The 24658-nt window shown below is 65.4% G+C and carries 19 protein-coding genes and 1 pseudogene; 8 read left to right on the forward strand and 12 right to left on the reverse strand.

Translation table 11 applies throughout. From position 1 onward, the window contains the following. Window positions 1-2 precede the first annotated feature (2 nt). Both tssB and tssA read right to left on the reverse strand, forming a co-directional pair. Entirely contained in the window at window positions 3-539 is a 537-nt protein-coding gene (tssB, locus tag NKK52_RS01825) for a type VI secretion system contractile sheath small subunit (RefSeq protein ID WP_023673718.1), read from the reverse strand. A 6-nt stretch (window positions 540-545) separates the two neighbouring features. Continuing rightward, window positions 546-1724: a type VI secretion system protein TssA gene (gene tssA / locus NKK52_RS01830; protein WP_023682610.1), complete on the reverse strand. Its 1179-nt coding sequence runs from the start codon at window positions 1722-1724 to the stop codon at window positions 546-548. 324 nt (window positions 1725-2048) lie between these two features. Here tssA and tssH point away from each other — a divergent pair, with 324 nt between their 5' ends. Beyond that, window positions 2049-4850, forward strand: coding sequence for a type VI secretion system ATPase TssH (gene tssH, locus NKK52_RS01835; RefSeq protein WP_352628171.1), 2802 nt, complete (start codon window positions 2049-2051; stop codon window positions 4848-4850). Here the strand turns inward: tssH and NKK52_RS01840 are convergent, their stop codons facing one another. The 6 genes from NKK52_RS01840 to NKK52_RS01865 all read right to left on the reverse strand — a co-directional run bounded on the left by NKK52_RS01840 (window position 4851) and on the right by NKK52_RS01865 (window position 12916). Further along, complete coding sequence (locus NKK52_RS01840) at window positions 4851-6086, reverse strand: VWA domain-containing protein (protein ID WP_023682609.1); 1236 nt, start codon at window positions 6084-6086, stop codon at window positions 4851-4853. 2 nt (window positions 6087-6088) lie between these two features. Continuing rightward, the gene (locus tag NKK52_RS01845; protein WP_023682608.1) at window positions 6089-8341 is read right to left on the reverse strand and encodes a DUF5682 family protein; all 2253 of its coding nucleotides are present in this window, start codon (window positions 8339-8341) and stop codon (window positions 6089-6091) included. 4 nt (window positions 8342-8345) lie between these two features. Further along, window positions 8346-9425 carry an ATP-binding protein gene (locus tag NKK52_RS01850; protein ID WP_023682607.1) on the reverse strand — a complete coding sequence of 360 codons (1080 nt, stop codon included), beginning with the start codon at window positions 9423-9425 and terminating at the stop codon, window positions 8346-8348. Between the two features lie 19 nt (window positions 9426-9444). Then, window positions 9445-10878 (reverse strand): DUF5691 domain-containing protein, encoded by a 1434-nt coding sequence (locus NKK52_RS01855; RefSeq protein ID WP_023738416.1) that lies wholly within the window; start codon window positions 10876-10878, stop codon window positions 9445-9447. Beyond that, window positions 10875-12278 carry an SWIM zinc finger family protein gene (locus NKK52_RS01860; RefSeq protein WP_023684463.1) on the reverse strand — a complete coding sequence of 468 codons (1404 nt, stop codon included), beginning with the start codon at window positions 12276-12278 and terminating at the stop codon, window positions 10875-10877. The genes NKK52_RS01855 and NKK52_RS01860 overlap by 4 nt, the downstream gene beginning before the upstream one ends. Before the next feature lie 98 nt (window positions 12279-12376). After that, a complete protein-coding gene (locus NKK52_RS01865; RefSeq protein WP_023724276.1) occupies window positions 12377-12916 on the reverse strand; it encodes an Lrp/AsnC family transcriptional regulator in 540 nt (179 codons plus the stop codon). Window positions 12917-12964: 48 nt separating this feature from the next. Between NKK52_RS01865 and NKK52_RS01870 the strand changes: the two are divergent. Together NKK52_RS01870 and NKK52_RS01875 are read left to right on the forward strand one after the other, a co-directional pair. Then, window positions 12965-14142 (forward strand): annotated as a pseudogene (locus NKK52_RS01870) (MFS transporter). A gap of 60 nt (window positions 14143-14202) precedes the next feature. Then, window positions 14203-14622, forward strand: coding sequence for a GNAT family N-acetyltransferase (locus NKK52_RS01875; protein WP_023684459.1), 420 nt, complete (start codon window positions 14203-14205; stop codon window positions 14620-14622). Here NKK52_RS01875 and NKK52_RS01880 read toward each other — a convergent pair. Next, the gene (locus NKK52_RS01880; protein WP_023709949.1) at window positions 14619-15734 is read right to left on the reverse strand and encodes an anhydro-N-acetylmuramic acid kinase; all 1116 of its coding nucleotides are present in this window, start codon (window positions 15732-15734) and stop codon (window positions 14619-14621) included. The two genes, NKK52_RS01875 and NKK52_RS01880, sit on opposite strands and share 4 nt — an antisense overlap. A 213-nt stretch (window positions 15735-15947) precedes the next feature. Here NKK52_RS01880 and NKK52_RS01885 point away from each other — a divergent pair, with 213 nt between their 5' ends. The 5 genes from NKK52_RS01885 to NKK52_RS01905 all read left to right on the forward strand — a co-directional run bounded on the left by NKK52_RS01885 (window position 15948) and on the right by NKK52_RS01905 (window position 20711). Next, window positions 15948-16631, forward strand: a complete 684-nt coding sequence (locus NKK52_RS01885; protein WP_023668581.1) for an SDR family NAD(P)-dependent oxidoreductase — start codon at window positions 15948-15950, stop codon at window positions 16629-16631. Window positions 16632-16803: 172 nt separating this feature from the next. Further along, the gene (locus tag NKK52_RS01890; protein ID WP_023668580.1) at window positions 16804-17658 is read left to right on the forward strand and encodes a MetQ/NlpA family lipoprotein; all 855 of its coding nucleotides are present in this window, start codon (window positions 16804-16806) and stop codon (window positions 17656-17658) included. A gap of 83 nt (window positions 17659-17741) precedes the next feature. Continuing rightward, window positions 17742-18830, forward strand: a complete 1089-nt coding sequence (locus NKK52_RS01895; protein ID WP_023687042.1) for a methionine ABC transporter ATP-binding protein — start codon at window positions 17742-17744, stop codon at window positions 18828-18830. After that, window positions 18811-19467, forward strand: a complete 657-nt coding sequence (locus NKK52_RS01900; protein ID WP_023668578.1) for a methionine ABC transporter permease — start codon at window positions 18811-18813, stop codon at window positions 19465-19467. Before NKK52_RS01895 ends, NKK52_RS01900 begins: the two co-directional genes overlap by 20 nt. 137 nt (window positions 19468-19604) lie before the next feature. Further along, entirely contained in the window at window positions 19605-20711 is a 1107-nt protein-coding gene (locus tag NKK52_RS01905; RefSeq protein ID WP_245263121.1) for an isopenicillin N synthase family dioxygenase, read from the forward strand. 161 nt (window positions 20712-20872) lie between these two features. On the opposite strand, the gene fba is transcribed toward NKK52_RS01905, so the two are convergent. From fba to mtnK, 3 genes are all read right to left on the reverse strand, one after another. Further along, window positions 20873-21937 carry a class II fructose-bisphosphate aldolase gene (fba, locus tag NKK52_RS01910; RefSeq protein WP_023687044.1) on the reverse strand — a complete coding sequence of 355 codons (1065 nt, stop codon included), beginning with the start codon at window positions 21935-21937 and terminating at the stop codon, window positions 20873-20875. A 328-nt stretch (window positions 21938-22265) separates the two neighbouring features. After that, window positions 22266-23360, reverse strand: a complete 1095-nt coding sequence (mtnA, locus tag NKK52_RS01915; protein ID WP_023684453.1) for an S-methyl-5-thioribose-1-phosphate isomerase — start codon at window positions 23358-23360, stop codon at window positions 22266-22268. Then, a complete protein-coding gene (gene mtnK, locus NKK52_RS01920) occupies window positions 23357-24625 on the reverse strand; it encodes an S-methyl-5-thioribose kinase (protein ID WP_023684452.1) in 1269 nt (422 codons plus the stop codon). The genes mtnA and mtnK overlap by 4 nt, the downstream gene beginning before the upstream one ends. Between the last annotated feature and the right edge of the window lie 33 nt (window positions 24626-24658).

A 24658-nucleotide genomic window follows, 5' to 3' on the forward strand; every position in this document is an offset into this window, starting at 1 on the left:
ATCTATTCCTCACCCTTGTCGTCGGACAGCGCCTGGGCGGCGATCTGGCCAAGCAGCGGCTGATTGTTCAGCAATTGGGCGATGCGCTTTTCGGCATCGACGCGGCCGTCCATGAAGCCGAGCAGCTCCTCGAGCTGGCGCCGCATCTTGAGGATTTCGGCCAGTTGCGGGACCTGTTCGGCGATCTTGTCGGGGGCGAAATCGCCCATCTTGGTGAAGGTCAGGTCGAGCGCCAGTTCTTCGTCGCGCTCCTGTCCCTCGGCCTGCGGCAGCGTGTTCTTCACCCGCGCCTTGACCCTGGGTCCCAGCGCTTCCATGAATTTGGGGAAGCGGTTGGCATCGGTCTCGACAAAGGAACGGTCGAGCACCGTCTTGGACGCTTCCCTGGTCTGCGATGCGCCCGACAGGTCGGCCATCACGCCCATGACGAACGGCAGTTCGATCGTCGTCGGGCTGCCGTAGGTTTCGACATCGTAGGCGATCTGCACGCGCGGGGCGCGATTTCGCTCGATGACCTTCGCTTTGCTTTCGGCTGGCATGTGTTGCTACCTTTCATCCTTCTGGGCAGTCTTCTTGGCGTCGGGAACGCCGGCGAGCAGCCGGAATTCCTTGAGCCCCGACGGGGCGAGGTCTTCCATCAGTTCAACGAAATCCATGTGCACCATCCTGCGCACCCGGCGGGCGAGATGCGGGATCGGACTCGACGGCTCGGTGCGGTCGTAGAACGCGACCACAAGGTCGAGGCACTTCACCACATCGTCGCGCGAGGAAATCCTGTCCGGGAGCCCCGCACCGGTCTCCGCGTAGCTTGCCATCGTCTCGGCTCCATGACCGTTTCTGACCGGCGCGGCCGGGCTTGCCGGGGGAGCAGCCGGGCTGGCAGCCCCCTTCGTCGCTGCCTCTTCCGTGATCTCGACCGCCGTGTTGCGTTCCAGCGTCGTCAGCACGCGCTGCAAAAATCGTTTCAGGTCCGGGACGGCAGCCCCGTTGCTGTCAAGACGGGCATTCAGGGCCGTATCGACCGCGTCGAGCGCCTCGATCGCTGCGTGCGCCCCGGCGATGAGCGCCGTCATCTGTTCACCGGCCTGGTCCTGATGGGCGGCACAACCGCTGCCCACCCGGTTCAGGAGCTGTCCGTGCGCGCTGACCAGCGCTGCCTTCTCCGTGGCATTCAATCCCGACGCCGCTTCCTGAAACATGACGCGATCGTCGAGCGCACCCTGTTCGAGATCGCGTCCGCTGATCGGCCCGATGGGACGCGGCGCGAAGAAGACCATTTGCCTGAGGTTCGCCAGCAGGCCTTCCTGGCCGTTCTGCAGGTCGGCGAGCGCGTTGAGGCGGCGCAAGGCGGCCTCGCGTGGTTGGGGGCTGGCCCGCAGCGCCGGGTGCATCGTCTCCCAATGCGTCTCGAAGGTCCTTGCAATCAGGGTCAGGCCCTGTGCCAGTCCGGCCAATCCCTCTTCATTGGCCAGCGCCCGGGCGACAATGACAAGCAGGCGCAGGTCGCGGCCATGCGAACGCAACTCCTCGGCCTTGCCGAGCACGGCAGGCCAGTCGACCGGAATGGTCGATTGCGCGGCTGGCTTGTTGCGCCCGTCATGGACGACCTTGACCTGCGGCTCCGTGAGCCGCTCCAGCTCATGAAAAGCCGGATCGTTGCGCAAGTCTTCGCCTGACGGATTTTCACCGTCCAGCGGAGCAAGCCAGAGTGCGAGATCGATCACAGATACCCCCGGCGACCGGCTCTAAAACCGTACGTGACCCAACGTTAGCACACGGTTGCATATTCCCACAATTCGCCATCCGCTCAAAAGTTAACGAGCGCTAATGAATGTCGGTGCAACTGCGTCTCGGATGGCGCAATTCATGGCGTGCTTGGCCAACCTCGTATGTGAAGCGCATCGCATAGGATTAGAAAAAATCGTGGTTGTCTGCATTTGGCGGCGCGGGACTCTCCACAAAGGGAAAAGGCCGGCTGCATCAAGCGCTTTGTCAAGCGGCTGCTTATGTGGCAGGCTGTCGACGGGCAGATTGCAGGAGCACGTTCGATGGAACAGCGCCGGTCGTCGCAGGGGTTCAAACGCAAGGAACTGGTTGGCAAGCTCAATCCGGTCTGCCTGCGCGCCTTCAAGGCCGCCGCCGACAGCGCCAAGCTGCGCGGCAATCCTTACGTCGAACTCGTCCATTTCATAGAACAACTGGTGCTGTCCGAGCGTTCGGATGTGCAGATGATCATTGCCGATGCCGGCGTCGATGCCAGCCGGCTTACCAGCGAAATGACCCGCGCCGTCGACAAGCTGCCCTACGGCGCCACCTCGATCGAGGAATTTTCCGACCACATCTTTCACGCCATCCAGGAGGCCTGGAACCTGGCGACGCTGGAATTCGGCATGGAGGAGGTCCGCAGCGCCCATGTCGTGCTCGCCTGCCTGAAGACGCCGGTGCTGGAAGGCCTGGTGGCGAAGATCAGCGGCGAATTCGACAAGATCGACGCCGACGGGGTCATCGCCCGCTTTGCCGAGGTGGTGGACGGTTCGCTCGAAGCCGGCGCCACGGCAGCAGTGGCTCCCACCGCGGAGGCGCCGCGGCGAGCTCCGGGCGGGGATTCCGCGCTGGCCAAATACGCCACAGACCTCACCCAGCGCGCCCATGACGGCAAGATCGACCCGGTCGTCGGCCGAGACCCGGAGATCCGGCAGATCATCGATATCCTGATGCGGCGCCGGCAGAACAACCCGATCCTGACCGGCGAGGCCGGTGTCGGCAAGACCGCGGTGGTCGAGGGCTTTGCCCTGCGCATCGCCCAGGGCGACGTGCCGCCGCCGCTGCAAGGCATCAGCGTGCGCATGCTCGACGTCGGCCTGATGCAGGCCGGGGCCAGCGTCAAGGGCGAGTTCGAGAAGCGCCTGAAGGCGGTCATCGACGAGGTCCAATCCTCCGAGACGCCGGTCATCCTGTTCATCGACGAGGCGCACACGCTGATCGGCGCCGGTGGTGCCGCCGGAACCGGCGACGCCGCCAATCTCTTGAAGCCGGCGCTGGCGCGCGGCGAATTGCGCACCATCGCTGCAACCACCTGGGCCGAATACAAGCAGCACATCGAAAAGGACCCGGCGCTGACCCGCCGTTTCCAGGTGGTCAAGATCGACGAGCCGTCGGAAGCGGTCGCCGTGCTCATGCTGCGCGGCGTAGCCGGCGTGCTCGAACAGCATCACGAAGTGCAGATCCTGGACGAGGCGATCGAGGCGGCGGTCGGCCTGTCGCATCGCTACATCCCGGCGCGGCAATTGCCCGACAAGGCGGTCAGCCTGCTCGACACCGCTTGCGCCAGGGTGGCGATCTCGCAGCATGCGACGCCGGCCGAGGTCGAGGACATTTTGCGGCGCCGCCAGGCGCTGGAAGTCGAAAGCGGCATCATCGGCCGCGAGGCCGCGATCGGCATCGAAGTAACTGACCGGCAGGCGCGGGTCGAGGCCGGGCTCACTGAGGCCGGGACCATGCTCGCCGCCGCCGAGGAGCGCTGGGAGCGCGAAAAGGCGCTGGTTGCCGAGATCCTCGAACTGCGCGCGCGGCTGCGCGGCGACGGCGTGCCGCTCGATGCGGTGGCGACAACCGAGGCCGATGCCGAACCAGCAGCGCCGGACGAAGAAAAGACCAAGGTGCCCAAGGCTGAACCGCCCAAGGCCGAAACGTCCAAGCCTGAAAAGCCGAAGGCCAAAGCGTTCGAGACCGAAGCGCCGGCTGCCGAAGCTGCGCCAGATCCTGCCGCCGATCTGGCGCGGCTGCGTGAACTCATGGCCGAGCTTGCCACCGCGCAAGGCGAGACGCCGCTGATCCTGCCGTCGGTCGACCGCAATGCGGTCGCTGCCGTGGTCCAGGACTGGACCGGCATCCCGACGGGCAGGATGCTGTCCAGCCAGACCGAAAAGGCGCTCAAGCTCGCCGACACTTTGTCCGAACGAGTCGTCGGCCAGGATCACGCCATGGAGATGATCGCCAAGCGCGTGCAGACCAGCCGCGCCGGGCTCGGAGCGCCGGAAAAGCCGGTCGGCGTGTTCCTGCTCTGCGGCCCCTCGGGAGTCGGCAAGACCGAGACGGCCCTGGCGCTGGCCGAGACGCTCTATGGCGGCGAGCAGAACCTGATCTCGATCAACATGTCCGAATTCCAGGAGGCGCACACCGTCTCGACGCTCAAGGGCGCACCGCCCGGCTATGTCGGCTACGGCAAGGGTGGCATTCTCACCGAGGCCGTGCGCCGAAAACCCTATTCGGTGATCCTGCTCGACGAGGTCGAGAAGGCGCATCCCGATGTCCACGAGATCTTTTTCCAGGTCTTCGACAAGGGCATGATGGATGACAGCGAGGGAAGGCGCATCGACTTCAAGAACACGCTGATCCTGCTGACGTCCAATGTCGGCTCCGAAGTCATCATGGAGCGGACGCAAAACGGCACGGTGAGGGCAGGGCTCGACGGCCTCGATGCTGCCCTGCGCGCCCCACTGCTGAAGGTGTTTCCAGCGGCCTTCCTCGGCCGCGTCGTGACCATCCCTTACTATCCGCTCTCGGATTCGATGATCGAGGCCATCACCCGCCATCAGTTCGGCAAGATCGCGCGGCGGCTGCGCGCCAGCCACGACGCCGAACTGGTGATCGGCGACGGCGTCATGGCGCTGGTCAAGGCGCGCTGCACCGAAATCGAGTCCGGTGGCCGCATGATCGACGCCATCCTCACCAACACGCTGTTGCCGGAACTCAGCCGCGGCGTGCTGAACCGGTCGCTCGACGGCGAGAAGATGACCAAGGTGACCGTCAGCGCTTCCACTGACGGGTTTGCCTATTCGTTCGAATAGTCAGGCCTGACTGCTCGGCTCCGTCTCGGCGCGGATCAGCTTGATGTCGGCGCCGGCTGCCCAGGCGCCGATATCCTCGCGCCGCAACGCCGCCGCCATCATGTCGGGAAACAGGTCCGGCGTGCAGGCGAAGACCGGTATGCCAAGTGCCGCGACCGAAGCCGACATCGCCGGATCATAGCCCGGCCGGCCCTGATCGGTCAGCGCCAGCAGCACGATGACATTGACGCCGGACCGGACCAGCGCCGCAAGCCGCCGCAGCAAGTCCTGGCCGTTGCCGCCCTCATAGAGGTCGGTGATCAGCACGAAGTGGGATTTGGTCGGCCGCTCGATGCGGTCGGCGCAATAGGCGACCGCCTGGTTGATGTCGGTGCCGCCGCCGAGCTGCACGCCAAACAGCACCTCGACCGGGTCGCTGAGCTCTTCGGTCAGGTCGACGATGGCCGTGTCGAAACAGACCAGCTTGGTGCGCACGACCGGCAGCGACGCCATCACCGCGGCGAAAATCGAGGCGTAGATCACCGAGCTCGCCATCGAGCCGGACTGGTCGACGCACAGCACCACTTCGTCGAGATCGACCAGCCGGCGTTGCTTGCGCATGAAGCCGACCAGTTTTTCCGGCACGACGGTTTTGTGCTCAGGCTGGTAGTGGCGAAGATTGGCCGAGATGGTGCGCGGCCAGTCGATGTCGCGTTGGCGCGGCCGGTTGGTGCGTCGCGACTTGTCGAGCGCGCCACGGATCGCCTCGGCGGTCTTCTGCTCCAGCCGCTGCATCAGCTTGGCAACGATGTCGGCGATGATGGTGCGGGCGATGTCCTTGGTCTTGGCCGGCATCACCGAACGCAGCGAGATCAGGTCGGCGACGAGGTTGACGTCGGCCTCGATCGCCTTGAGGAATTCCGGCTCCATCAGCATCTGCTTCAGGTTCAGCCGCTCAAAGGCATCCTTCTGGACGATCTGGACCACCTGGGCGGGAAAGAAGGAGCGGATATCGCCCATCCATTGCGCCACGCGTGGCGCCGAGCGGCCGAGCCCGCCGCGCCGCTTGCGCGGGTAAGCATCGGCATTGGCGCCGTCGCCGTAAAGCGCATCGAGCGCCGAAGACAGTTTTTTGTCATCACTGGAAAGGGCGGAGGAAGCCTCGTCATCGGCGCCGATCGCCAGCCGCCAGCGGCGCTCGCGCCCGCTATCGGAGGATGCTGGGCCGGGTTCGGGCACTTCGGCTTCGTCATCCATTGTCACACTCCGCCCGCCAGCAATGGCCCAAGCCGCTCCAGGTGACGGCGCCAGCCCTCGCCGCCATCCGGCGCCGGCGTCAGGCCGGCCGGCAACCTTGCGGTGCGGCCGAGCACGGCCTCGATCAACCGCTGCCGCTCCATCGAGTCCAGATTGGAGAAGACGCGGCGCAGCAATGGCAGATGCGCGATGAAAGCGTCCTCGCCGAGCGATTTCAGCCACCCATCGACGGCGCCGCGCAGGCCCTCGTCGTAGATCAGCCGCTGGCCGGCAGTGCTGAAGAAACCTTCGAAGAACCCCGCTGCCTGGGCGACCGGCGTCCCCGGCGACAGCCTGCGTCCGAGCAGCCCGGCGGCGTCCTCTGCCGACAGTTGGCCGGCTTCATAGAGCAGATGCGCGGCGCAGCCGGCGAGCAGCGCCGTCGAGCCCGGACCTTCCAGCACGCCGGTCAGGCCGTTGCGCCATGCATCGAGCACGCCTTCGCCGGGCTCGACCAGCCGGATCGCCGTGTCGGCCTTGCGCACAGCACCGACCAGCGTGGTGGCGGCCTGCTCGTCCAGGTCGCGCACCGCATAGGGCAGCGCGATCGCGCCTTCGACGATCAACCGTTCCAACAAACCGGACAGCCGGTTGGTTTCGGTCTTGCGCGCCTCGCCGTAACGGATGATGTCGGCAAGCGGCGGCACCGAGGCCAGCATCTCCAGGCATTCGCTGCTGTGCGCTGCGCGCGCCTCCAACGCTACAAGGCCGGCGCTCGCGGCCTCCGACAGATCCGCCGTAATGGCGCTCTGGACAAGGGCGGCAAGCGTGTCGAGGCTCGCGGCCGCACCGAGCATCTGGATCAGGCGGCCATTGGCGGCCTTTTCGATAGTCGGGCCGTAGATCAGGTTCTCGACCAGGCGCACGGCATATTCCGGCTCCCAGGCCAGCGTCCATTTTTCGCGAAAGGTGCCGCGGCTGCGGCCGGCGTCGGCCAGCCTGCCCCATTGCACGCCAAGCACGTTCAGCCGGTGCAGCAATGTCGAACGAAACAGTCCGCTTTCGCTGCGCAGATCGACCGACAGCTCGCGTTCCAGCGCCTCCGGCTTCAGCCGCGCCGCCTTCTGGTTCCGCTGCAGGTCCTCGATCAGCGGCGCCAGCGGCGTGTCGGGCGGAATCTCGCCGACATCCGCGCCCAAAAGCAGCTCGGCCTCGACCAGCGCCCACAGCACCGCTTCGCCGTTGAACAGCGCCGCGATCGCGGCATCGCGCAATTCCTCGAAGCCGGGCTTCGGCCGCTCGCGAATGGCAGCCAGTGTGCGCGCAAGCCGCTCGGCCTCGATCAGCGACGCGGTCGACACCAGATGGCCCTTCGCCCGCAGCACCGCCGCGATCGTCGCCAGCCACAGCGTCGCGGCGTCGCGCCGCCCTCGTGTGCGCCACAGATGCTTGCACCAGCCGGGCGCGACGACGCCAGCGCCATAACCATAGCCCAGCGCAAGACGCGGCCCGGTCCATGGCGCCCATGTCATGATGCTTTTGCGCCGGGCAATTCCCTTGATCAGCGCCTGGTCGTTCTTCTGCGTGTGCGCGGCCTGCAGGGCCGGCACATGCCATGCGCCGCAGACGACGGCGATCGGTCCGGCGAATTCCTTGCGCGCGGCGGCGATTTCCAATCGCATATGCGCTTCACGCTTGGCCTCGAACGGCGCGATCGCACCTTCGCCGTCGCGCAGCGTCGTCATCGCATCGGTGATGGCAGCGAAGATTGGACCCGGCTGCGGATTCTGCTCGATAATGTCGGCCCACCAGCTTTCGCCATCTTCATAGCCGGCGGCCGCAGCCAGCGTGCCGATCGGGTCGCGATGCGATGCGGGCTCGCCATCCTCACCGGTTTCGTCCTTGGGTTCGGGCTTGTCGGCGTCAGCCGTTTTGTCGGGGTCGTCGGTTGCCGGTGCCGCGAACCGTGCCGATGACGGCAGGTCGATGAACCGCAATGCCGCCTTGTTCGCCACCGCCCACACCGCCGCCTGGTATTCCGGCGAGAACTCGGCGAACGGCCAGAAACTTGTCGCGGCCGGATCGTCCTCGGGGTAGCAGAGCAGCGCCACCGGCGGCTGCATCTGCGGGCGCGCCAGCAATGGCAGCAGGGCGGACGCGTCGCTCGGCCCTTCGATCAGCACCGCGACCGGCTGCAAGTCCCGCAGCGCCTGCACCAGGCTGTCGGCGGAGCCCGGCCCGTGATGGCGGATGCCGAAATAGGCGACGTCGCTCATGACCTCAGATCGCTGCGTTCAGCGCCGCGTAATAGCCGGCATAGTCCGGCCGCTTCTTGAGCACCGTTTCGAGATATTCCTCCAGCACCACCTTGTCCTGCACCGGGTCCTTGACGATGGCGCCGACAAGGCTGGCGGCGAGGCCTTCGGCGCCGAGCTTGCCGCTGTCGAACCACGCCGCCTGGCTGAGGCCGCCGACCATGGTGGCGATCGCCTCGGCGGTCGAGAGCGAACCCGAAGGCGTCTTCAGCGTCACCTTGCCGTCGGCGGTTGCGCCCGAGCGCAGCTCGCGGAAAATGGTCAACACTCGAGCGATCTCCTCGCCGACATTTTTCGGCACCGGCAGGTCGAGCCCGCCGGCCAACTCGTCGACCCGCTTGGAGACGATCGCCACCTCTTCGGCCATGTCTTCGGGCAGCGGCAGAACCACCACATTGAAGCGGCGCTTGAGCGCCGAGGACAGCTCGTTGACGCCCTTGTCGCGATTGTTGGCGGTGGCGATGATGTTGAAGCCGCGCTGGGCATAGAGCGAGGTGTTGAGCTCCGGGATCGGCATCATCTTTTCCGACAGCACGGTGATCAGCGTGTCCTGTACATCGGAGCCCATGCGCGTCAACTCTTCCAGGCGGCATAGCTTGCCGCTCTCCATGGCGCGGTAGAGCGGCGTCGGCACCAGCGCCTCCTGGCTCGGCCCTTTGGCCAAAAGCTGCGCATAGTTCCAGCCGTAGCGGACCTGGTTCTCGTCGGTACCGGCCGTGCACTGCACGATCAGCGTGGAATTGCCCATGATGGCGGCGGCGAGATGTTCCGACACCCAGGATTTTGCGGTGCCGGGAACACCGAGCAGCAGCAGCGCGCGGTCCGTGGCGAGTGTCGCCACCGCCGTTTCCATCAGTCGGCGGCGGCCGACATATTTTGGCGATATCACGGTGCCGTCGCTTGCCTTGCCGCCGAGCAGGTAGGTCAGAACGGCCTTTGGCGAGAGGCTCCATCCCGCAGGTTTTTGCTTGTCGTCATTGCGCGCCAGCGCCTGCAGTTCAGCGGCATAGGCCTGCTCGACGGGGAGGCGGATGGCTGCGTTCATGGTGCTGTTCTCCGGATTGTCATGGGTTGGTTCCCGTCAGGGCCGCGTTGAGGCGCAGGAAAGCGAGCGAGGCTGCCGCCGGCGGCATGCCGGCCGCAACGACATGCTCGATCAATTTTTCCGCTGTCGCCGCAGTGGCCAGAAAGCCCAAAGTTTCCAACAGGTCGTCGACGGTTCGCTTCATCGCGTCATCATTGCCGGCGACAGCCGAACGCAACACCGCCAAGCTCTGGCCGTTCGTCAGGTCGGGCCAATCCAGCCAGTTGGCTTCGAAGCCCTCGGCAAGGGTGAGCGTGCTAACATACTGCGGCGTATCTTTCAGGATCAATCTGACCAGGACACGCTTCCTGCGGCTATCCAGGCGCGGTGTCAGGTGCAGCACGAACAGTGCCGGCTTGCCACCCTCGGCGATCAGCGTGTCGGCCATCTGCGTTACTGCAGCGTCGCTGCCCGACGCGGCGACCATTCGTGAGATCTGGATGTCGGCATTGTTGTCGGCACCGAACTGCCAGGCTGCAATGAAATCGGGTTCGCTGACCCCAAATCGGGAAGCAAGGTCGACCAGATTGCAGGTCTCGAACAGTTCGGCGCGGCGCTTTTCCTGCGCCGGGGATTTGAGTTTTGCCGGGGTGTAGGTGGTGCGGCGGCGGATAAAGCCGGATTTGCCTTCTGCGATGAAGGCGGCAAGTTCGGCAACGGGATCGTCGGCACCGCCACCAACACGACCGTGCTCGCCCAACCTCGCCAGCAGCCGGCTCGCCAGTTCCTGCACCTTGCCGGAGCGGTCAGTGGCCAGGCTTTTCAGGAACGGCGCGTCCTCAGGCGTCAGGCCGAAATGCATGAGTTCGATCAGTGCCAGCCGGACTTCCGCCGGCTCGCCGGGCGCCTTCGCTTCCATCAGGCTGCGGGCCGTGGCCGGATCGCGACGGCGCATCTCGGTCAACGCGATACGGCGCGCGGCGGGGTAAAAGTCATCCCAGTTCTGCACCGTCAGTTGCTCCTGCGGCGCAATCTTCAGCCCCTCGACGCTGGCCTGCCAGTCGATCCACGGCGCATAGATGTCAGGGCTGTTCTGGTCTGATGCCGACGGCATCCAGTCCATCGGATGCAGCACGTAGCCACGGCCGGCGACGAGCGTCGCCACGCGCGCCTTGCGCCGCGCATCGGCGGTGTTCTTCAAGGCAGCCCGCAACAGCGGCCGCAACCGCTCCGGCAGCAGCGGCAGGCCAAGCCTCGGCAGCGGCGGGCGCCGCTTCAGCGACTTCGGCGCGGCTGGCCTTAAGCCCACATCGAGCGCCTGCGCGGCGATGGCCAGCAACAGCCGCTCCCGTTCGTCCGGGCTTGCGCCGCCGGCGATTTCCTTCCACGCGGCTGGCGCCAGATCGAACGCAGTTCCGCCGGTGATCCAGCAGTCGCGCATCGTCGCCAGGCCGGTTTGCTCGAGCTCGTTCATGACAGATCGAGCCTCCCGAAGCCGCTTTGCGCGGCGAGCAGATCGAGCCGCGCGCCGTTCCACAGGGCTGCCGTTGCCGAAAGGTCGAGACCGAGCACGGTTTGATCGACGGTTCCGGCGACAGGCAGGGCGATCCCTTGCGGGTCGTGCGCCGCTTGCCACCAGGCGGTGCCGCGCTCATCGAGCAGGATCGCGCCGGCAGGCAGCATCAGCGGGCTATCGGTCGACCAGGGTGCTGCGTCCTGGTGCGCCGCATGCGCCGCCAGCGGATCCTTGACAATGCCGAGGCCGAAATCCGGCCAGGCGCCCGACACGACATCGCCCTTGCGCTCCGCTACCAGCGCCCGCAGCCGTTGGCGTGACGGATAGAACACCAGCCTTGCATCGAACCGGTCGCCAGGTGTGAACGCGGCAGAGCGGCGGCCGGCCGAGGCCGGAAAGAAATCGAGTAGCAGCGCAAATTGCGGCGTCGGGCTTTTCAGGTCGAGCAGCCAGGTAGAATGGCTGACAAGGCCGTCGCGGCGGGTCTCGATCTTCTCGCCGATGACTTCCCACTGGCTGTCGACCTGTCTTGCATCGGGATTGGCCAGCACCTGGTCGCGGGTTTCGGATGCCGACACCAGCCGCTTCAATTCGGGATCGTCTGGCGCCGAGCGCCAGGCCTTGGCCAGCAAAACCAGCTTGCCGAGTTCGCGGATCGCCGCGTCCGGCCGTTCCTCGCTGCGCAGCGCCATTAGCCGGGCCGGGATTTCGTCGATGCGTCCCGCAAGCGCCGTTGCTTTCATGTCGACCAGCCTGGCGGCAATGCGGCGGCAGCGCTCGCTGCTGGCGTCGGCAAAGGCGGAAAGGCCGAGCCGCAGCTGGTCGGCAATCCACTGGTCGAGTTCGTCCAGCGCGCCTGCCACCGCGGTGCGCGTATCTTCCGCCCGCTTGCGCTGCGCCGTCTCGCGGCGCTCCGTCGCGGCGGCGTCATCGACGGTGCTTTCCTCTGCCTGCGAGGCCTCGCCAATGCTCTTGCCAGACGCGCCCCTGCCAGACTTTGCGTCGACCGGCGGGGGCGCACTCTTCCTGCGCCGGCCAAGCCAGTCATTGACCCATTCCGGCGTTGTTTCGGCTGATGTGAAGCTGGCCGGCGCCGTGGCGGCGATCCACATCAGCGCCAGCGTGTGCTTGCAGGGAAATTTTCGCGACGGGCAGGTGCATTTGTAGCCGTGGTCGCCGGTGTCGACGACGGTGCGATAGGGGTTGGATCCCGAGCCCTGGCATTCGCCCCAGATCAGCGCCTGCTGCTCGTTCTTCTCCAGCCGCGGCCAGTTCGAGCGCTTGGTGAGCTTCGAGGCGGCGCTTAGCGACGCCTGATCGGGGGCCAGCGCCTCGATGGTTTTCAGTTCGAATTCCAAGCCGCGCCTCTCGTCACCCCAAATCAATGCCTGGCATCAATATAGGGTGCCGTTTGTGAAGGATTGTTGTGGCCCCGGCAAGACGAAGATAGCGCAGATCAGTACAACGGCGTGGCCATATGCCGGGGCGTCGGCCATTGCGCGGTGATCTCGGGCTGCACCGGGCGCTCGAGATAGGTCGACAGCACGACATAGCTTCGCGTCGAGGTGACGCCGGGCGTTTCGTAGAGACGCGCCAGCAGGCCTTCGAGCGCCCTGGTGTCCTCGGTGCGGACCTTGAGCAGCAGGCAGGTGTCGCCGGCCACCGAATGGATTTCCTCGACCTCAGGATATTGCGAAACGGCCATCAGCTCCGGCGTCTTGCCCCAGCCCTTGGTATCGATATGCACGAAGGTGAGCAGCGGCTTTTTCACCGCCTTCGGGTCGATGATCACAGCCGTGCCGCGGATGGCGCCGCTGCGCCGCAGGCGCTTGACCCGCTCATGCGCCGCCGGCGGCGACAGGCAGACGCGTTCGCCAAGTTCGGCGTAGCTGATCGTCGCATCCTCGACCAGCACGCCTAATATTTTTCGGTCGATTGCGTCGAGCTCTCGGGGAGCTACCTTATTCTGCAGAACCCCATCTGTTTCTTCGTCCATATCGAAATTCCTTGTTGTCGCGGAATTCAGTTCGGCCATTATGACCCGATGACGAACGCGCATCAAGCTGCAACGCTCCATCAGCCGATCCCGGCGCTGGCCTATCTCCTGACCGGCTGCATCGCCGTCATCGGCTCGAACTCGCTGGTCCTGGGTCCAATTGCTCCGGCAGTCGCCGCATCCTTCGGCACCAGCGTGCCGGCGGTGATGGCCGCGTCGGCTGCCTTCGGCCTCGGCACTTCCGCCAGCGCTTTGTTCCTCGCCCGCTATATCGACGGCGTCGGCGCCCGCCGCATGCTGCAGGGCGCTCTGCTGTTGCTGACGGTCGGGCTTCTCGCCAGCGCGCTGGCGCCGACGGTGATCATGCTGGTCGCGGCCCAGGCCGTCGCCGGCATCGCCGCCGGCGTCGCCATGCCGGCCATCTATGCCAGTGCAGCGGCAATTGCGCCGCCCGGCCGCGAAAGCGGCACGATCGGCGTCGTGCTGACCGGCTGGACGGTCTCCATGGTGGCCGGCGTGTCGCTGTCGGCCGTGCTTGCCGATCTCGTGCACTGGCGCGCCGTCTTCGCCGCCGTCGCGGTGCTTTCCGCCATTGCGCTTGCTGCCTTGTCGATGACCTCGCTCAGCGACGTCAGGAAGAGCGGCCCGGCGCCGTCGCCGTTCGTTGCGCTGGCCATTCCGGGCATCGTGCCGCTGCTCATCGCCTGCACCGCCTTCATGACCGCTTTTTACGGCGTCTACGGCTATCTCGGCGATCATCTGCACCAGGATCTGGGCGAGCCCGTCAGCGCCAATGCGCTGGCCGCACTCGCCTACGGCGCCGGCTTCGGCGCCGCGGCCTTCCTCGACGGCGTCATCGACCGCATCGGCGCACGGCGCGTCATGCCTTTCGCCTATCTGCTGGTCGCCGTCGTCTATGTCGCGATCGCGCTCGCAAGCAGCAATTTCGTGCTGATCTGGCTATGATCGCCATCTGGGGCCTTGCCAATCATTTCGGCCTGAACGTGCTGGTGATGCGCCTTACCGCGCTCGATCCGTCGCGCCGTGGCACCATCATGGGCCTGAACAGCTCGGTCACCTACCTCGCCGTCTTCATCGGCACCACCAGCTTCGGGCCGCTTTATTCATCGTTCGGCTTTGCCATCTGCGCCATCGTCGCCGCCGTGCTGATGCTGGTTGCGGCAGCAGCGGGGTCATGGCGATCGCCGCTGCCCATCAAGCCGTAAAGCTTGCGTTCTCATCCCGTCCTTCGCTAGAGCTTGGCTTGCCATGCGAGCCCCGCCCGGATGAAGACGACGCTTGAAACCACTGCCGACCCCTCGTCAGACGACCTCGCCTTCCTGGCCGAGCGGCTGACGGCGTTCAATGACGGCGATGTCGGCCCCTCCGGCCGCAAGCCGATCGCCGTCTTCGTTCGTGATGAGCACGGCGCTGTCGTCGCCGGCATTTCGGGATACACCGCCTGGGGCTGGCTCTATGTGCAGTGGCTGTGGGTCGACGAACGCCTGCGCGGCCGGCATATGGCCGGCGACATGCTGGGCGCTGCCGAGGAGGAAGCGGTCAAGCGCGGCTGCCAAAACGCCTGGATTGATACGTTCAATCCGACAGCGGCCAAAGTCTATGAGCGGCAAGGCTACCGGCGCTTCGGCGAACTGCCTGACTTTCCCGTCGGCCGCAGCCGCATCTTCCTGCAGAAGAAGCTCTAACCTGCCAGCCGCCCGCCTTGCATCGGCCGCGGCACGCCGGTGGTGCTGGGAAAGCTGATCGGCAGGCCGCGCAGCACGCGCACGGCAAGGAAGGCAAAGCATTCGGCCTCCACCGCATCGCCTTTCCAGCCCAGTGTCTCGGCCTGCACAACCTCGACGTTGGCGCGCCTCGCCAGCATCGCCATCATCGTCGGGTTGCGGCGGCCGCCGCCACTGACCGCCAGCCGCTTCGGCCGGCGCGGCAACAAATCGAGCGCCTTGCCGACGGCCGAGACGGTGAAGGCCGTCAGCGTCGCCGCCCCATCCTCTGCGCCGAGGCCGTCGGCCATGGCGGCGCCGAAGTCGAAACGGTCGAGCGATTTCGGATAGGGCTTGGTCAGATACGGATGCTGGAGCAATTTGGCCAGCCGCACTTCATCGACGGTGCCGGCCGCGCCCAGTGCGCCGTCGCGGTCCATCTCGCCGAGGCCGTTTGCCTTGATGAAATCGTTGAGCGGCGCGTTGGCCGGGCCAGTGTCGAAGGCGACGATGTTGTCCTTGCCGTCCCACCAAGTGACGTTGCCGACACCGCCGAGATTGAGCACAGCGGTGTCCCCGCTGGCGTCGGCTTCCCTCAAAAGCGCCGCGTGGTAGGCAGCCGCCAGTGGTGCGCCCTGGCCGCCAGCGCGCACATCGTCCGAGCGGAAATCATAGGCGACCTTGGCGCCCAAAATGGAATGCATCAGCGCGCCATCGCCCAACTGGCGCGTATCGCCGCGCCGCCCGGGTTGCGGGGCACGATGCAGCACGGTTTGGCCGTGAAAACCGACCACGCCGATATCGCCCATGGTCAGGCCGTAGCTTTCGACAAGGTCCTTCACCGCCGCCGACTGCGCCCGCGTCAGCGCCTCCTCGGCTTCGGCAAAGATCGCCGGCTCCGGCCCGTCGAAATTCCACACCCGGGCCTGACGCAGCGTCTCCTCCAGCAAGGCACGGATCGCTGCGGGGTAGGGGGCCAGCGTATAGGTGCCGAAATCGGCGATCCGCTCGCCATCGGTCTTGATCAGCGCCACGTCGATATTGCCGTCAAGCACGGTGCCGGTCATCAGGCCGACGGCCCAGATTGGTTCCACGGTCGACTCCCTTGCGACACCGTTTGCGATTCCAACGCAATCACCTGTCGGACGGATTGTCTCGCCAGGCAAGACCCTGGCCGCGGTCGATTGCTCCGAACCTGCCGGCAGGGTTTTTCACCGAACAGCGAAAATCGAGCAACGTCGTTCTTGCGTCTCGCCGCTCAAGACGCCAGCTATGAGACGAACACGTCATCGCCAAGGAGAAACGACATGGCATCCGAAGTCGCAGTGATCGCCGGCGCGGGTGCGGGCCTGAGCGCCTCTTTGGCACGCCTTCTCACCACGGAAGGCTATCGTGTGGTGCTGGCCGCCCGCAACACGGCCAAACTCGCGGCGCTGGTCGGGGAAACCGGCGCGCTGGCCGTCGAAACCGACGTCGCCGATCCGGCCTCCGTCGCCGGCCTGTTTGACGCCGCCGACAAGCAAGGCCCGCTGGCCCTTGCCGTCTTCAATGCCAGCGGCCGCACGCGCGGCCCGATCGCCGAGGTCGATCCCGATGCGGTCAAACAAGCCTTGCTTGTCGGCGCCTATGGCGGCTTCCTGGTCGGCCAGCAAGCGGCGCGGCGGCTGCTTGCGCGCGGCTCCGGTTCGATTCTTTTCACCGGCGCCTCCGCCAGCATCAAGGGCTTTCCCAACTCCGCCGGCTTTGCCATGCCGAAATTCGGCCTGCGCGGTCTGGCTCAGTCGATGGCGCGCGAACTCTTCCCGAAGAACATCCATGTCGCCCATTTCATTATCGACGGCCAGATCGAGCCGGTCGGGACGAAGCCCGAGCGACCGGACAGCCAGCTGTCGCCCGATGCGATCGCGCAGACCTATCTCGCGACCCATCGCCAGCATCGCAGCGCCTGGAGCTTCGAGGTCGAGCTGCGGCCCTTTGTCGAGACATTCTGACCGGTCCGGCGTGACCGTTCTCGCAATTGCGAAATCTTTGAGAGAATATTCCCGGCTTCGTGTTTGAGAAGAAATGCGGTTCTTTGATCCGGCAAGCAGCATTGCCGATGATGTCGTCAAGGCTTGGTATTCCACCTCGCCGCAATGACTTCAGGATTACGAGGGATCGACAATGTCCGAACGCGGAAACGCTTCCAGCTCTCTTCTTTTTTCAGCCATCAGCCGGCGAGCTGCCCTTGCGGCACTTTTTGCCTCGGCCGTCACGCTTGCCGGTCTGGCTCAGCCGACGCCGTCCTTCGCCGAGGACAAGAAGTCTATCAAGGTCGGCATCATCAGCGGCGAGGATGAGGATGTCTGGCGCGTCGTCGTCGCCCAGGCCGCCGAAAAAGGCCTGACCGTCGAGACCGTGGTGTTCAACGACTACACCCAGCCCAACGAGGCGCTCGAGCGCGGCGAGATCGACGCCAACGCCTTCCAGCACCAGCCCTATCTCGACAACCAGATCAAGACCCAAGGGTACCACATCGTGCGCGTCGGCTACACCGGCGTCTGGCCGATCGGCCTCTACTCCAAGAAATACACCAAGGTTGCCGACCTGCCCGAAGGCGCCGTCATCGGCTTGCCCAACGACCCCTCGAATGAGGGCCGCGCGTTGCGCGTTCTGCAGAACGAAGGCGTGATCAAGCTGAAGGACGGCACCGGCATCCTGGCGACCACCGCCGACATTGCCGAGAACCCGAAGAAGGTCGTCATCAAGGAACTGGATGCCGGCATTGTCGGGCGCTCGGTCGAGGATCTCGACGCGGCTGTCGTCAACACCGACTGGGCGCTGAAGAGCGGTCTCGGCCCGGACAACCGCATCGCCCAGGAGCCAGTGGCCGACAACCCCTACCGCAACTTCATCGCCGTGAAATCCGGCAACGAGAACGAGGCGTGGGTGAAGACGCTGGTCGCGTCCTACCAGAACGAGGCGGTCAAGGCCGAGTTCGACAAGGTCTACAAGGGCACCGGGATCAGCGCCTATTGATCGGCGCCTGGTTGTCAGGAGCAGGCGGCCCGCTGTTGAGCGGGCCGCCGTCGCATTTGTCGAGCATCGAAACGGACAGTGAGATGAACCAGCACGTCACGGCCGAAGCATCCGGTCCGGTCAATATATCGGCCGGGCAGGAAGATGTCGTACGCCTGGTCGACCTCAAGCGCCGCTTCGGCGCGACGCCTGCGCTCGACGGCGTCTCGCTGACGGTGCGCAAGGGCGAGATCCTCGGCATCATCGGCCGCAGCGGCGCCGGCAAGTCGACGCTGATCCGCTGCCTCAACGGGCTGGAGCGGCCGGACTCCGGCGACGTCTTCATCGAGGGCCGCGAGATCGGCCGGCTCGGCGAGCGTGAATTGCAGCCGCTGCGGCGTCGCATCGGCATGATCTTCCAGCACTTCAATCTGCTGTCGGCCAAGACCGTGGAGGACAATGTCGCGCTGCCGCTGAAGATCGAGGGCCGCCCAAAGGCCGAACGGCTGGCGCGCGCCGCCGAATTGCTCGACCTCGTCGGCCTGTCGGAGAAGGCGAAGGCCTATCCGTCCTCGCTGTCGGGCGGCCAGAAGCAGCGCGTCGGCATCGCCAGGGCGCTGGCCGCGCGGCCGGCGCTGCTGCTGTCCGACGAGGCGACCTCAGCGCTCGATCCGGAGACGACGCGCTCCATCCTGGCCTTGCTGAAAGACATCAACCGGCAGCTCGGCCTGACCATCCTGCTCATCACCCACGAGATGGAGGTGATCCGCTCGATCGCCGACCGCGTCGCGGTGATCGATGCCGGGCGCATCGTCGAACAAGGCCCGGTGTGGTCGGTCTTTGCCGAGCCGCGTTCCGAAATCACCAGGAGCCTGCTCGGCGGCATCCGCCCGCAACTGCCGGCCGAGATTGCCGGCCGGCTTGCTCCCGGAGGCGGCGCCGAGCTCATCCTCAGGGTCGACGTTGCAGGTGAGGCCGCGCGCGGTCCGCTGCTGTCCGATCTTGCGGTGGCCGTGCCGGGACGGTTCCGCCTCGTCCATGGTGGCATCGACCATGTCCAGCAGCAGCCGGTCGGCACGCTGTTCCTTGCGGTCGCGGGCAACGATCCGAAACATCTGTCCAAAGTAATCGCATTCCTGAAGGCCCGCGACGCACGGGTGGAGGTGCTTGGCCATGTCGCCGGTTCTGTTTGAACTTCTGCTGCGCTCGATCTGGGAGACGGTCCTGATGACGGCGGCATCGGGCCTCATCTCGCTCGTCTTCGGGCTGCCGCTCGGCCTGGCATTGATTGCCACCGAGCGCGGCGGCATTGCCGAAAGCCTGTGGGTGAACCGCGCGCTCGGCGCCGTCATCAACGGCTTCCGCTCGGTGCCTTTCATCATCCTTCTGGTGGCGCTGATCCCGGTGACGCGGCTGATCGTCGGCACCTCGATCGGCACCTGGGCGGCGATCGTGCCGTTGTCGATTGCGGCGACGCCCTACTATGCCCGCATCGCCGAAGTGTCGCTGCGCGAGGTCGATCGCGGCCTGATCGAGGCGGCACGCGCCATGGGCGGCAATCGCTGGACGATCATCCGCGAGGTGCTGGTGCCCGAAGCTTTGCCCGGCATCGTTGCTGGTTTCACCGTGACGCTGGTAACGCTGATCGGCGCTTCGGCCATGGCCGGCGCCATCGGTGCCGGCGGGCTCGGCGATCTCGCCATCCGCTATGGCTACCAGCGTTTTGAGACCAGCGTCATGGTCGCCGTGGTCATTGTGCTGATCATTCTCGTTTGCGGCATCCAGTGGGTCGGCGACCGGCTGGTCGCCAGGCTGGACCGGCGCGGATGAGCGGCCACGAACGTTATTTGCCGGCAGGCTGCCAAACGCAGCGCCGGCTTTCTCTATCGGCGCCGAGATTGGGTTGCGCGTTGCTTTGATCGGACCGGCCTGCGTGCCACCGTGACAGCGGAACAAGGAGCTTGACCATGCCCAGGATCGTACCCGTGCTTGATCTCGGCCGCCTCGAGCAGGGCGCTTCGGAACGGCGAACGTTTCTCTTCGACCTGCGCACGGCCGCGCGCGATGTCGGCTTCTTCTATTTGACCGGCCACGGCATATCGGCTGCGGATACCGCAGAAGTGCTCGACGCGTCGCGCCGCTTCTTTGCCCTGCCGGAAGCCGACAAACTGGCAATTGAAATGGTCAAGTCCTCGCAGTTCCGCGGCTACACGCGCGCCGGCGGCGAGCTGACCAAAGGCAAGGCCGACTGGCGCGAACAGCTCGACATCGGCGTCGAACGCCCGGCCATCGAACAAGGCCCCGGCGTGCCCGCCTGGACGCGGCTGCAAGGGCCCAACCAGTGGCCGGCCACGCTGCCCGAGCTGAAGCCGGCGCTGCTCGCATGGCAGGCCAAGGCGACGGCGGTGGCGATCCGGCTGCTCCGGGCCTTCGCTTTGTCGCTCGATCAGGCCGAGGACGCCTTCGATCCCGTCTACCGGGCCGAGCCCAACCATCGCATGAAGATCGTGCGCTACCCCGGCCGCGACGCCACCGGCGACAACCAGGGCGTCGGCGCGCACAAGGATGGCGGTTTCCTGACGCTTCTGCTGCAGGACGAGAGCAAGGGCCTGCAGGTCGAATATGACGGTGCCTGGGTCGACGTCGATCCGCTGCCCGACACGCTGGTGGTCAACATCGGCGAACTGCTCGAACTGGCGTCGAACGGCTATCTCCGGGCGACAGTCCACCGTGTGGTGACACCGCCAGCCGGCGTCGAGCGCGTCTCGGTCCCGTTCTTCTTCAGCGCCCGGCTCGACGCCACGATTCCGCTGCTCGACCTGCCCGAGGAACTGGCGGCCGAGGCGCGGGGTCCGGCCAGCGATCCCGACAATCCGCTGTTTCGCAATGTCGGTACCAATGTGCTGAAGAGCCGCCTGCGCTCGCATCCCGACGTGGCGCGCCGGCACTACGCCGATCTCCTGGAAACCGGCGCTCAGCCGGCTGAAATCTTGGAAGACAAGAACGAAATTTCCGCATCCCGCATTGTTTTAGAAAGCCGTTCGTCGCCAACCGCAGCGAATGCGCGCATATAGGAATTATCGTTCGGCGGTTTCCTCCCATTCCACCGAACGGTGTTCCCCTCTGAAGGTTCTTGACCTTCTTTTGGCCGGGCCGCTTTCGCGCCCGGCCTTTTTTATGTCAATAGCTCTTCTTTCTTCCCCACAAGGGGAGAAGGAAGAGGCGCCAGGGGACTTCACCCAAACTTCGGATCAAGGCTGCCCGACTTGTAGCGCTTGGCCATCTCAGCTACCGGCAGCGGCTTGATCTTCTGGGCATTGCCGGCGGTGCCGAACTGCTCGAAGCGCTCCTTGCACAGCTTGCGCATCGCCGCCATCGCCGGCGTCAGATATTTGCGCGGATCGAACTCGCTCGGGTTTTCGGTCAGCACCTTGCGGATGGCGCCGGTCAGCGCCATGCGGTTGTCGGTGTCGATGTTGATCTTGCGCACGCCGTGCTTGATGCCGCGCTGGATCTCTTCCACCGGCACGCCCCAGGTCGGCTTCATCTGGCCGCCATATCTATTGATGATTTCCTGCAGGTCCTCGGGCACCGAGGACGAGCCGTGCATGACCAGATGCATGTTGGGCAGGCGGCGGTGGATTTCCTCGATGACGTTCATCGCCAGCACCGCGCCGTCCGGCTTGCGTGAGAATTTGTAGGCGCCGTGGCTGGTGCCCATGGCGACAGCCAGCGCATCGACATGGGTGTCCTTGACGAACTCGACCGCCTGTTCCGGATCGGTCAAGAGCTGGTCGTGGCTGATGGCGCCTTCGACGCCGTGGCCGTCTTCCTGCTCCCCGCCGCCGCTCTCAAGCGAACCGAGCACACCGATCTCGCCTTCCACCGACACGCCGCCCCAATGCGCCATGTCGACGACGCGCCGGGTGATGCCGGAATTGTAGGCATAGTCGGCCGGCGTCTTGCCGTCCTCTTTCAGCGAGCCGTCCATCATCACCGAGGTGAAGCCGTACTGGATGGCGGTGACGCAGGTGGCTTCGTTGTTGCCATGGTCGAGATGCATGCAGACCGGGATGTCGGGGTGGATTTCGACCAGCGCGTCGATCAGCTTGGCCAGCACCACATCATTGGCGTAGGCGCGGGCGCCGCGGCTTGCCTGCAGGATGACCGGCGACTTGGTCTCCTCGGCCGCCTCCATGATGGCGAGGCCCTGTTCCATATTGTTCATGTTGAAAGCGGGTACGCCGTAGCCGTACTCGGCGGCGTGATCGAGCAATTGTCTCAGTGTTATGCGAGCCACCCAATAGTCTCCCGTATCTGGTTTCAAGCGCAACGTCGCGGGCCGGCCGATTGCCGGCCTAGATGCTTCTGGCCGGATTTCGCCAGAACCGCAACCGTCAGCGGCCATCGAGGCCGCAATTCTTGTTGCAGGGCTGAAATCCGGTAGCCAGCCGGTGAGGCGCTAATCTCCCCCATTGAGGGGGAGATGGCCGGCAGGCCAGAGGGGGTCGGTTCGACTGGAGCGCTAGCATCATCTGTCGCTGCTGGGAGGTCGCGTCAGGACGCGCCGGCCCCCTCTGTCGCCTTTGGCGACATCTCCCCCTCAAGGGACCCTCAAAGGGGGGAGATTATCCGCGTTCGGGGAACATCGCCTTCAACCCTTCGCGCGAAGCCTTGGCCACACCGCGCTCGGTGATCAGCCCTGTCACGAGCCGTGCCGGCGTCACATCGAACGCCGGATTGGCCGCCGGCGTCGCTTCGGGCGAAACCCGCACCTGCGCAATCTTGCCGTCCGCCGTCTTGCCCCAGACCAGCGACACCTCGTCACCGGAGCGTTCCTCGATCGGGATTTCGGTCAGCCCATCACCCACCGTCCAGTCGATGGTCGGCGAGGGCAGAGCGACGTAGAAGGGCACCTCATTATCGGAGGCGGCGAGCGCCTTGAGATAGGTGCCGATCTTGTTGCAGACGTCGCCATTGGCCGTGGTGCGGTCGGTGCCCACGATCACCATGTCGACCGCGCCACGCTGCATCAGATGGCCGCCGGCATTGTCGACGATCAGCGTGTGCGGCACGCCGTGGCCGGCCATCTCCCAGGCGGTCAGCTGGGCGCCCTGGTTGCGCGGGCGCGTCTCGTCGACATAGACATGGACCGGAATGCCGGCCTCGACGGCGAGATAGATCGGCGACGTGGCGGTGCCGTAATCGACCGTCGCCAGCCAACCCGCGTTGCAATGGGTGAGGATGTTGACCGGCTCGCCCGGCTTCTTGCGTGCCGCGATCTCCTTGATGATGGCAAGCCCGTTCTCGCCGATGGCGCGATTGAGATCGACATCCTCGTCGGCGATTTCCGCGGCGCGCTTATAGGCCGCCTCCGCGCGCTGTCCCAATACGATCGGCCTGAGGAACCGCCGCATCTCGTCCAGTGCCCAGCGTAGATTGATCGCAGTCGGCCGCGTCTTGTGCAGCGTCTCCCAGGCCGCGTCGAGCGCTTCGTCAGACGGATCGTCCGCCATCTGGATGGCGACGCCGTAGGCCGCGGTGACGCCGATCAGCGGCGCGCCACGAACCCACATGTCACGGATCGCGGTGGCGATGCCGTCGACTGTGCCGATCCTTTTGACGCGGAACTCGTGCGGCAGCCAGCGCTGGTCGATGATCTCGACCGAACGCTGGTCGTCGCTCAGCCAGATGGTGCGGTAGTGGCGCTCGCCGACGTTCAAATCCTGCTCTCCCGTTCGATCAAAGCGGCCAGACTATTAACCTCGTCCATGCCGTGAATCTGGCGCCGGTTGACGGCGATGTGACGGCCGAATTTCAGCGCCTTGGCCTCGCAGGAGGCCCGCAGATCCTCGTCCTCGATGGTCTCGAAATCGGCATTGTGGGCGAGGCCGAGGATGCGCCGGTGCACCTCGATGCCGGCAAAGCCCAAGAGGTCGGTCCAGATCTGGTGCAGCACATGGTCGAGCGCCTGCTCCGAGGCGAGAATGTCGCCCTGATCCTCGAACAGGCTCTTCTGGTAAAGCATGCCGGTGCGCTCGGTGCGCCATAGATGCGAGAACTCGGCGCGGAACACCGTCCAGGTGTCGTTGGTCACCCCGAGCAGATAGGCACGCATGGCGTCACGCTTGCCCTTCTGTTCATGGCCGCGCTGCGAGAAGTAGGACATCCAGAAATTGGCGAGCAGCATGCCGACGTCGAAGGCCATCGGACCGTAGAAGGCGAATTCCGGATCGATCATCCGCGTCTCGGTGTCGGTGACCATGATCGAGCCCGAATGCAGGTCGCCATGCAGCAGCGTCTCGGCATTGGCGGCGAAGATATGCTTCAGCCGCTGCGCTTCGACCTTGAGGTCGCGGTCGGCACGCAGTTCGGCAACCAGGCCGTCCAGTTGCGGCGACGTATGCCGGTTCAGCTTGGCATCGAAATATGGGTCGGAAAACACCAGGTCTTCGGTGATGCCGCAGAGCTCGACATTGTCGGCAAACAGCGCCAGGTCGGCCTTGCGGTCCTTGGTGGGCATGGAGAGATCAGAGCCGCGGAACAAAGTGCGGGCCATGAACAGGCCGATGTCGCGGGCGATATTTGGCAACTCGCGGCCGTCGATCAGGGCACGGCGCAGGATGATGTGCGGCGGCGCCAGATATTCCATGATGATCAGCGCCTGGGCTTCGTCGAAATGGAGGATCGCCGGCACCGAACCCGGCGCGCGCGCCTCTTGCCGCGTCAGCGCGTGATATTCGAAGAAGGAACGTTTCAAGGGCAGCGGCCAGCTGTCGCCGACGAGGCGAACATAGGGCAGGGCTTGCTTGACGACCGCAGCACCCGAGCCGCCTTCGACGATGAAGACGAGGTTCAGATTGCCGTCGCCGACCTCGCGCACCTTCCAAGGGCCTTTGCCGATTTTGGCGCACAGCGCTTCGTTCGTACCGAGGCGCGTTGCAAGCGTCTCCACCGACAGTGCTTCAAACGGCAATTTCGCAGTCATTCCTCACCCTCCCGCTTGCTCGCTCCAATCATA

It is taken from the genome of Mesorhizobium sp. C277A, assembly GCF_040324395.1.
Classification (GTDB): domain Bacteria; phylum Pseudomonadota; class Alphaproteobacteria; order Rhizobiales; family Rhizobiaceae; genus Mesorhizobium.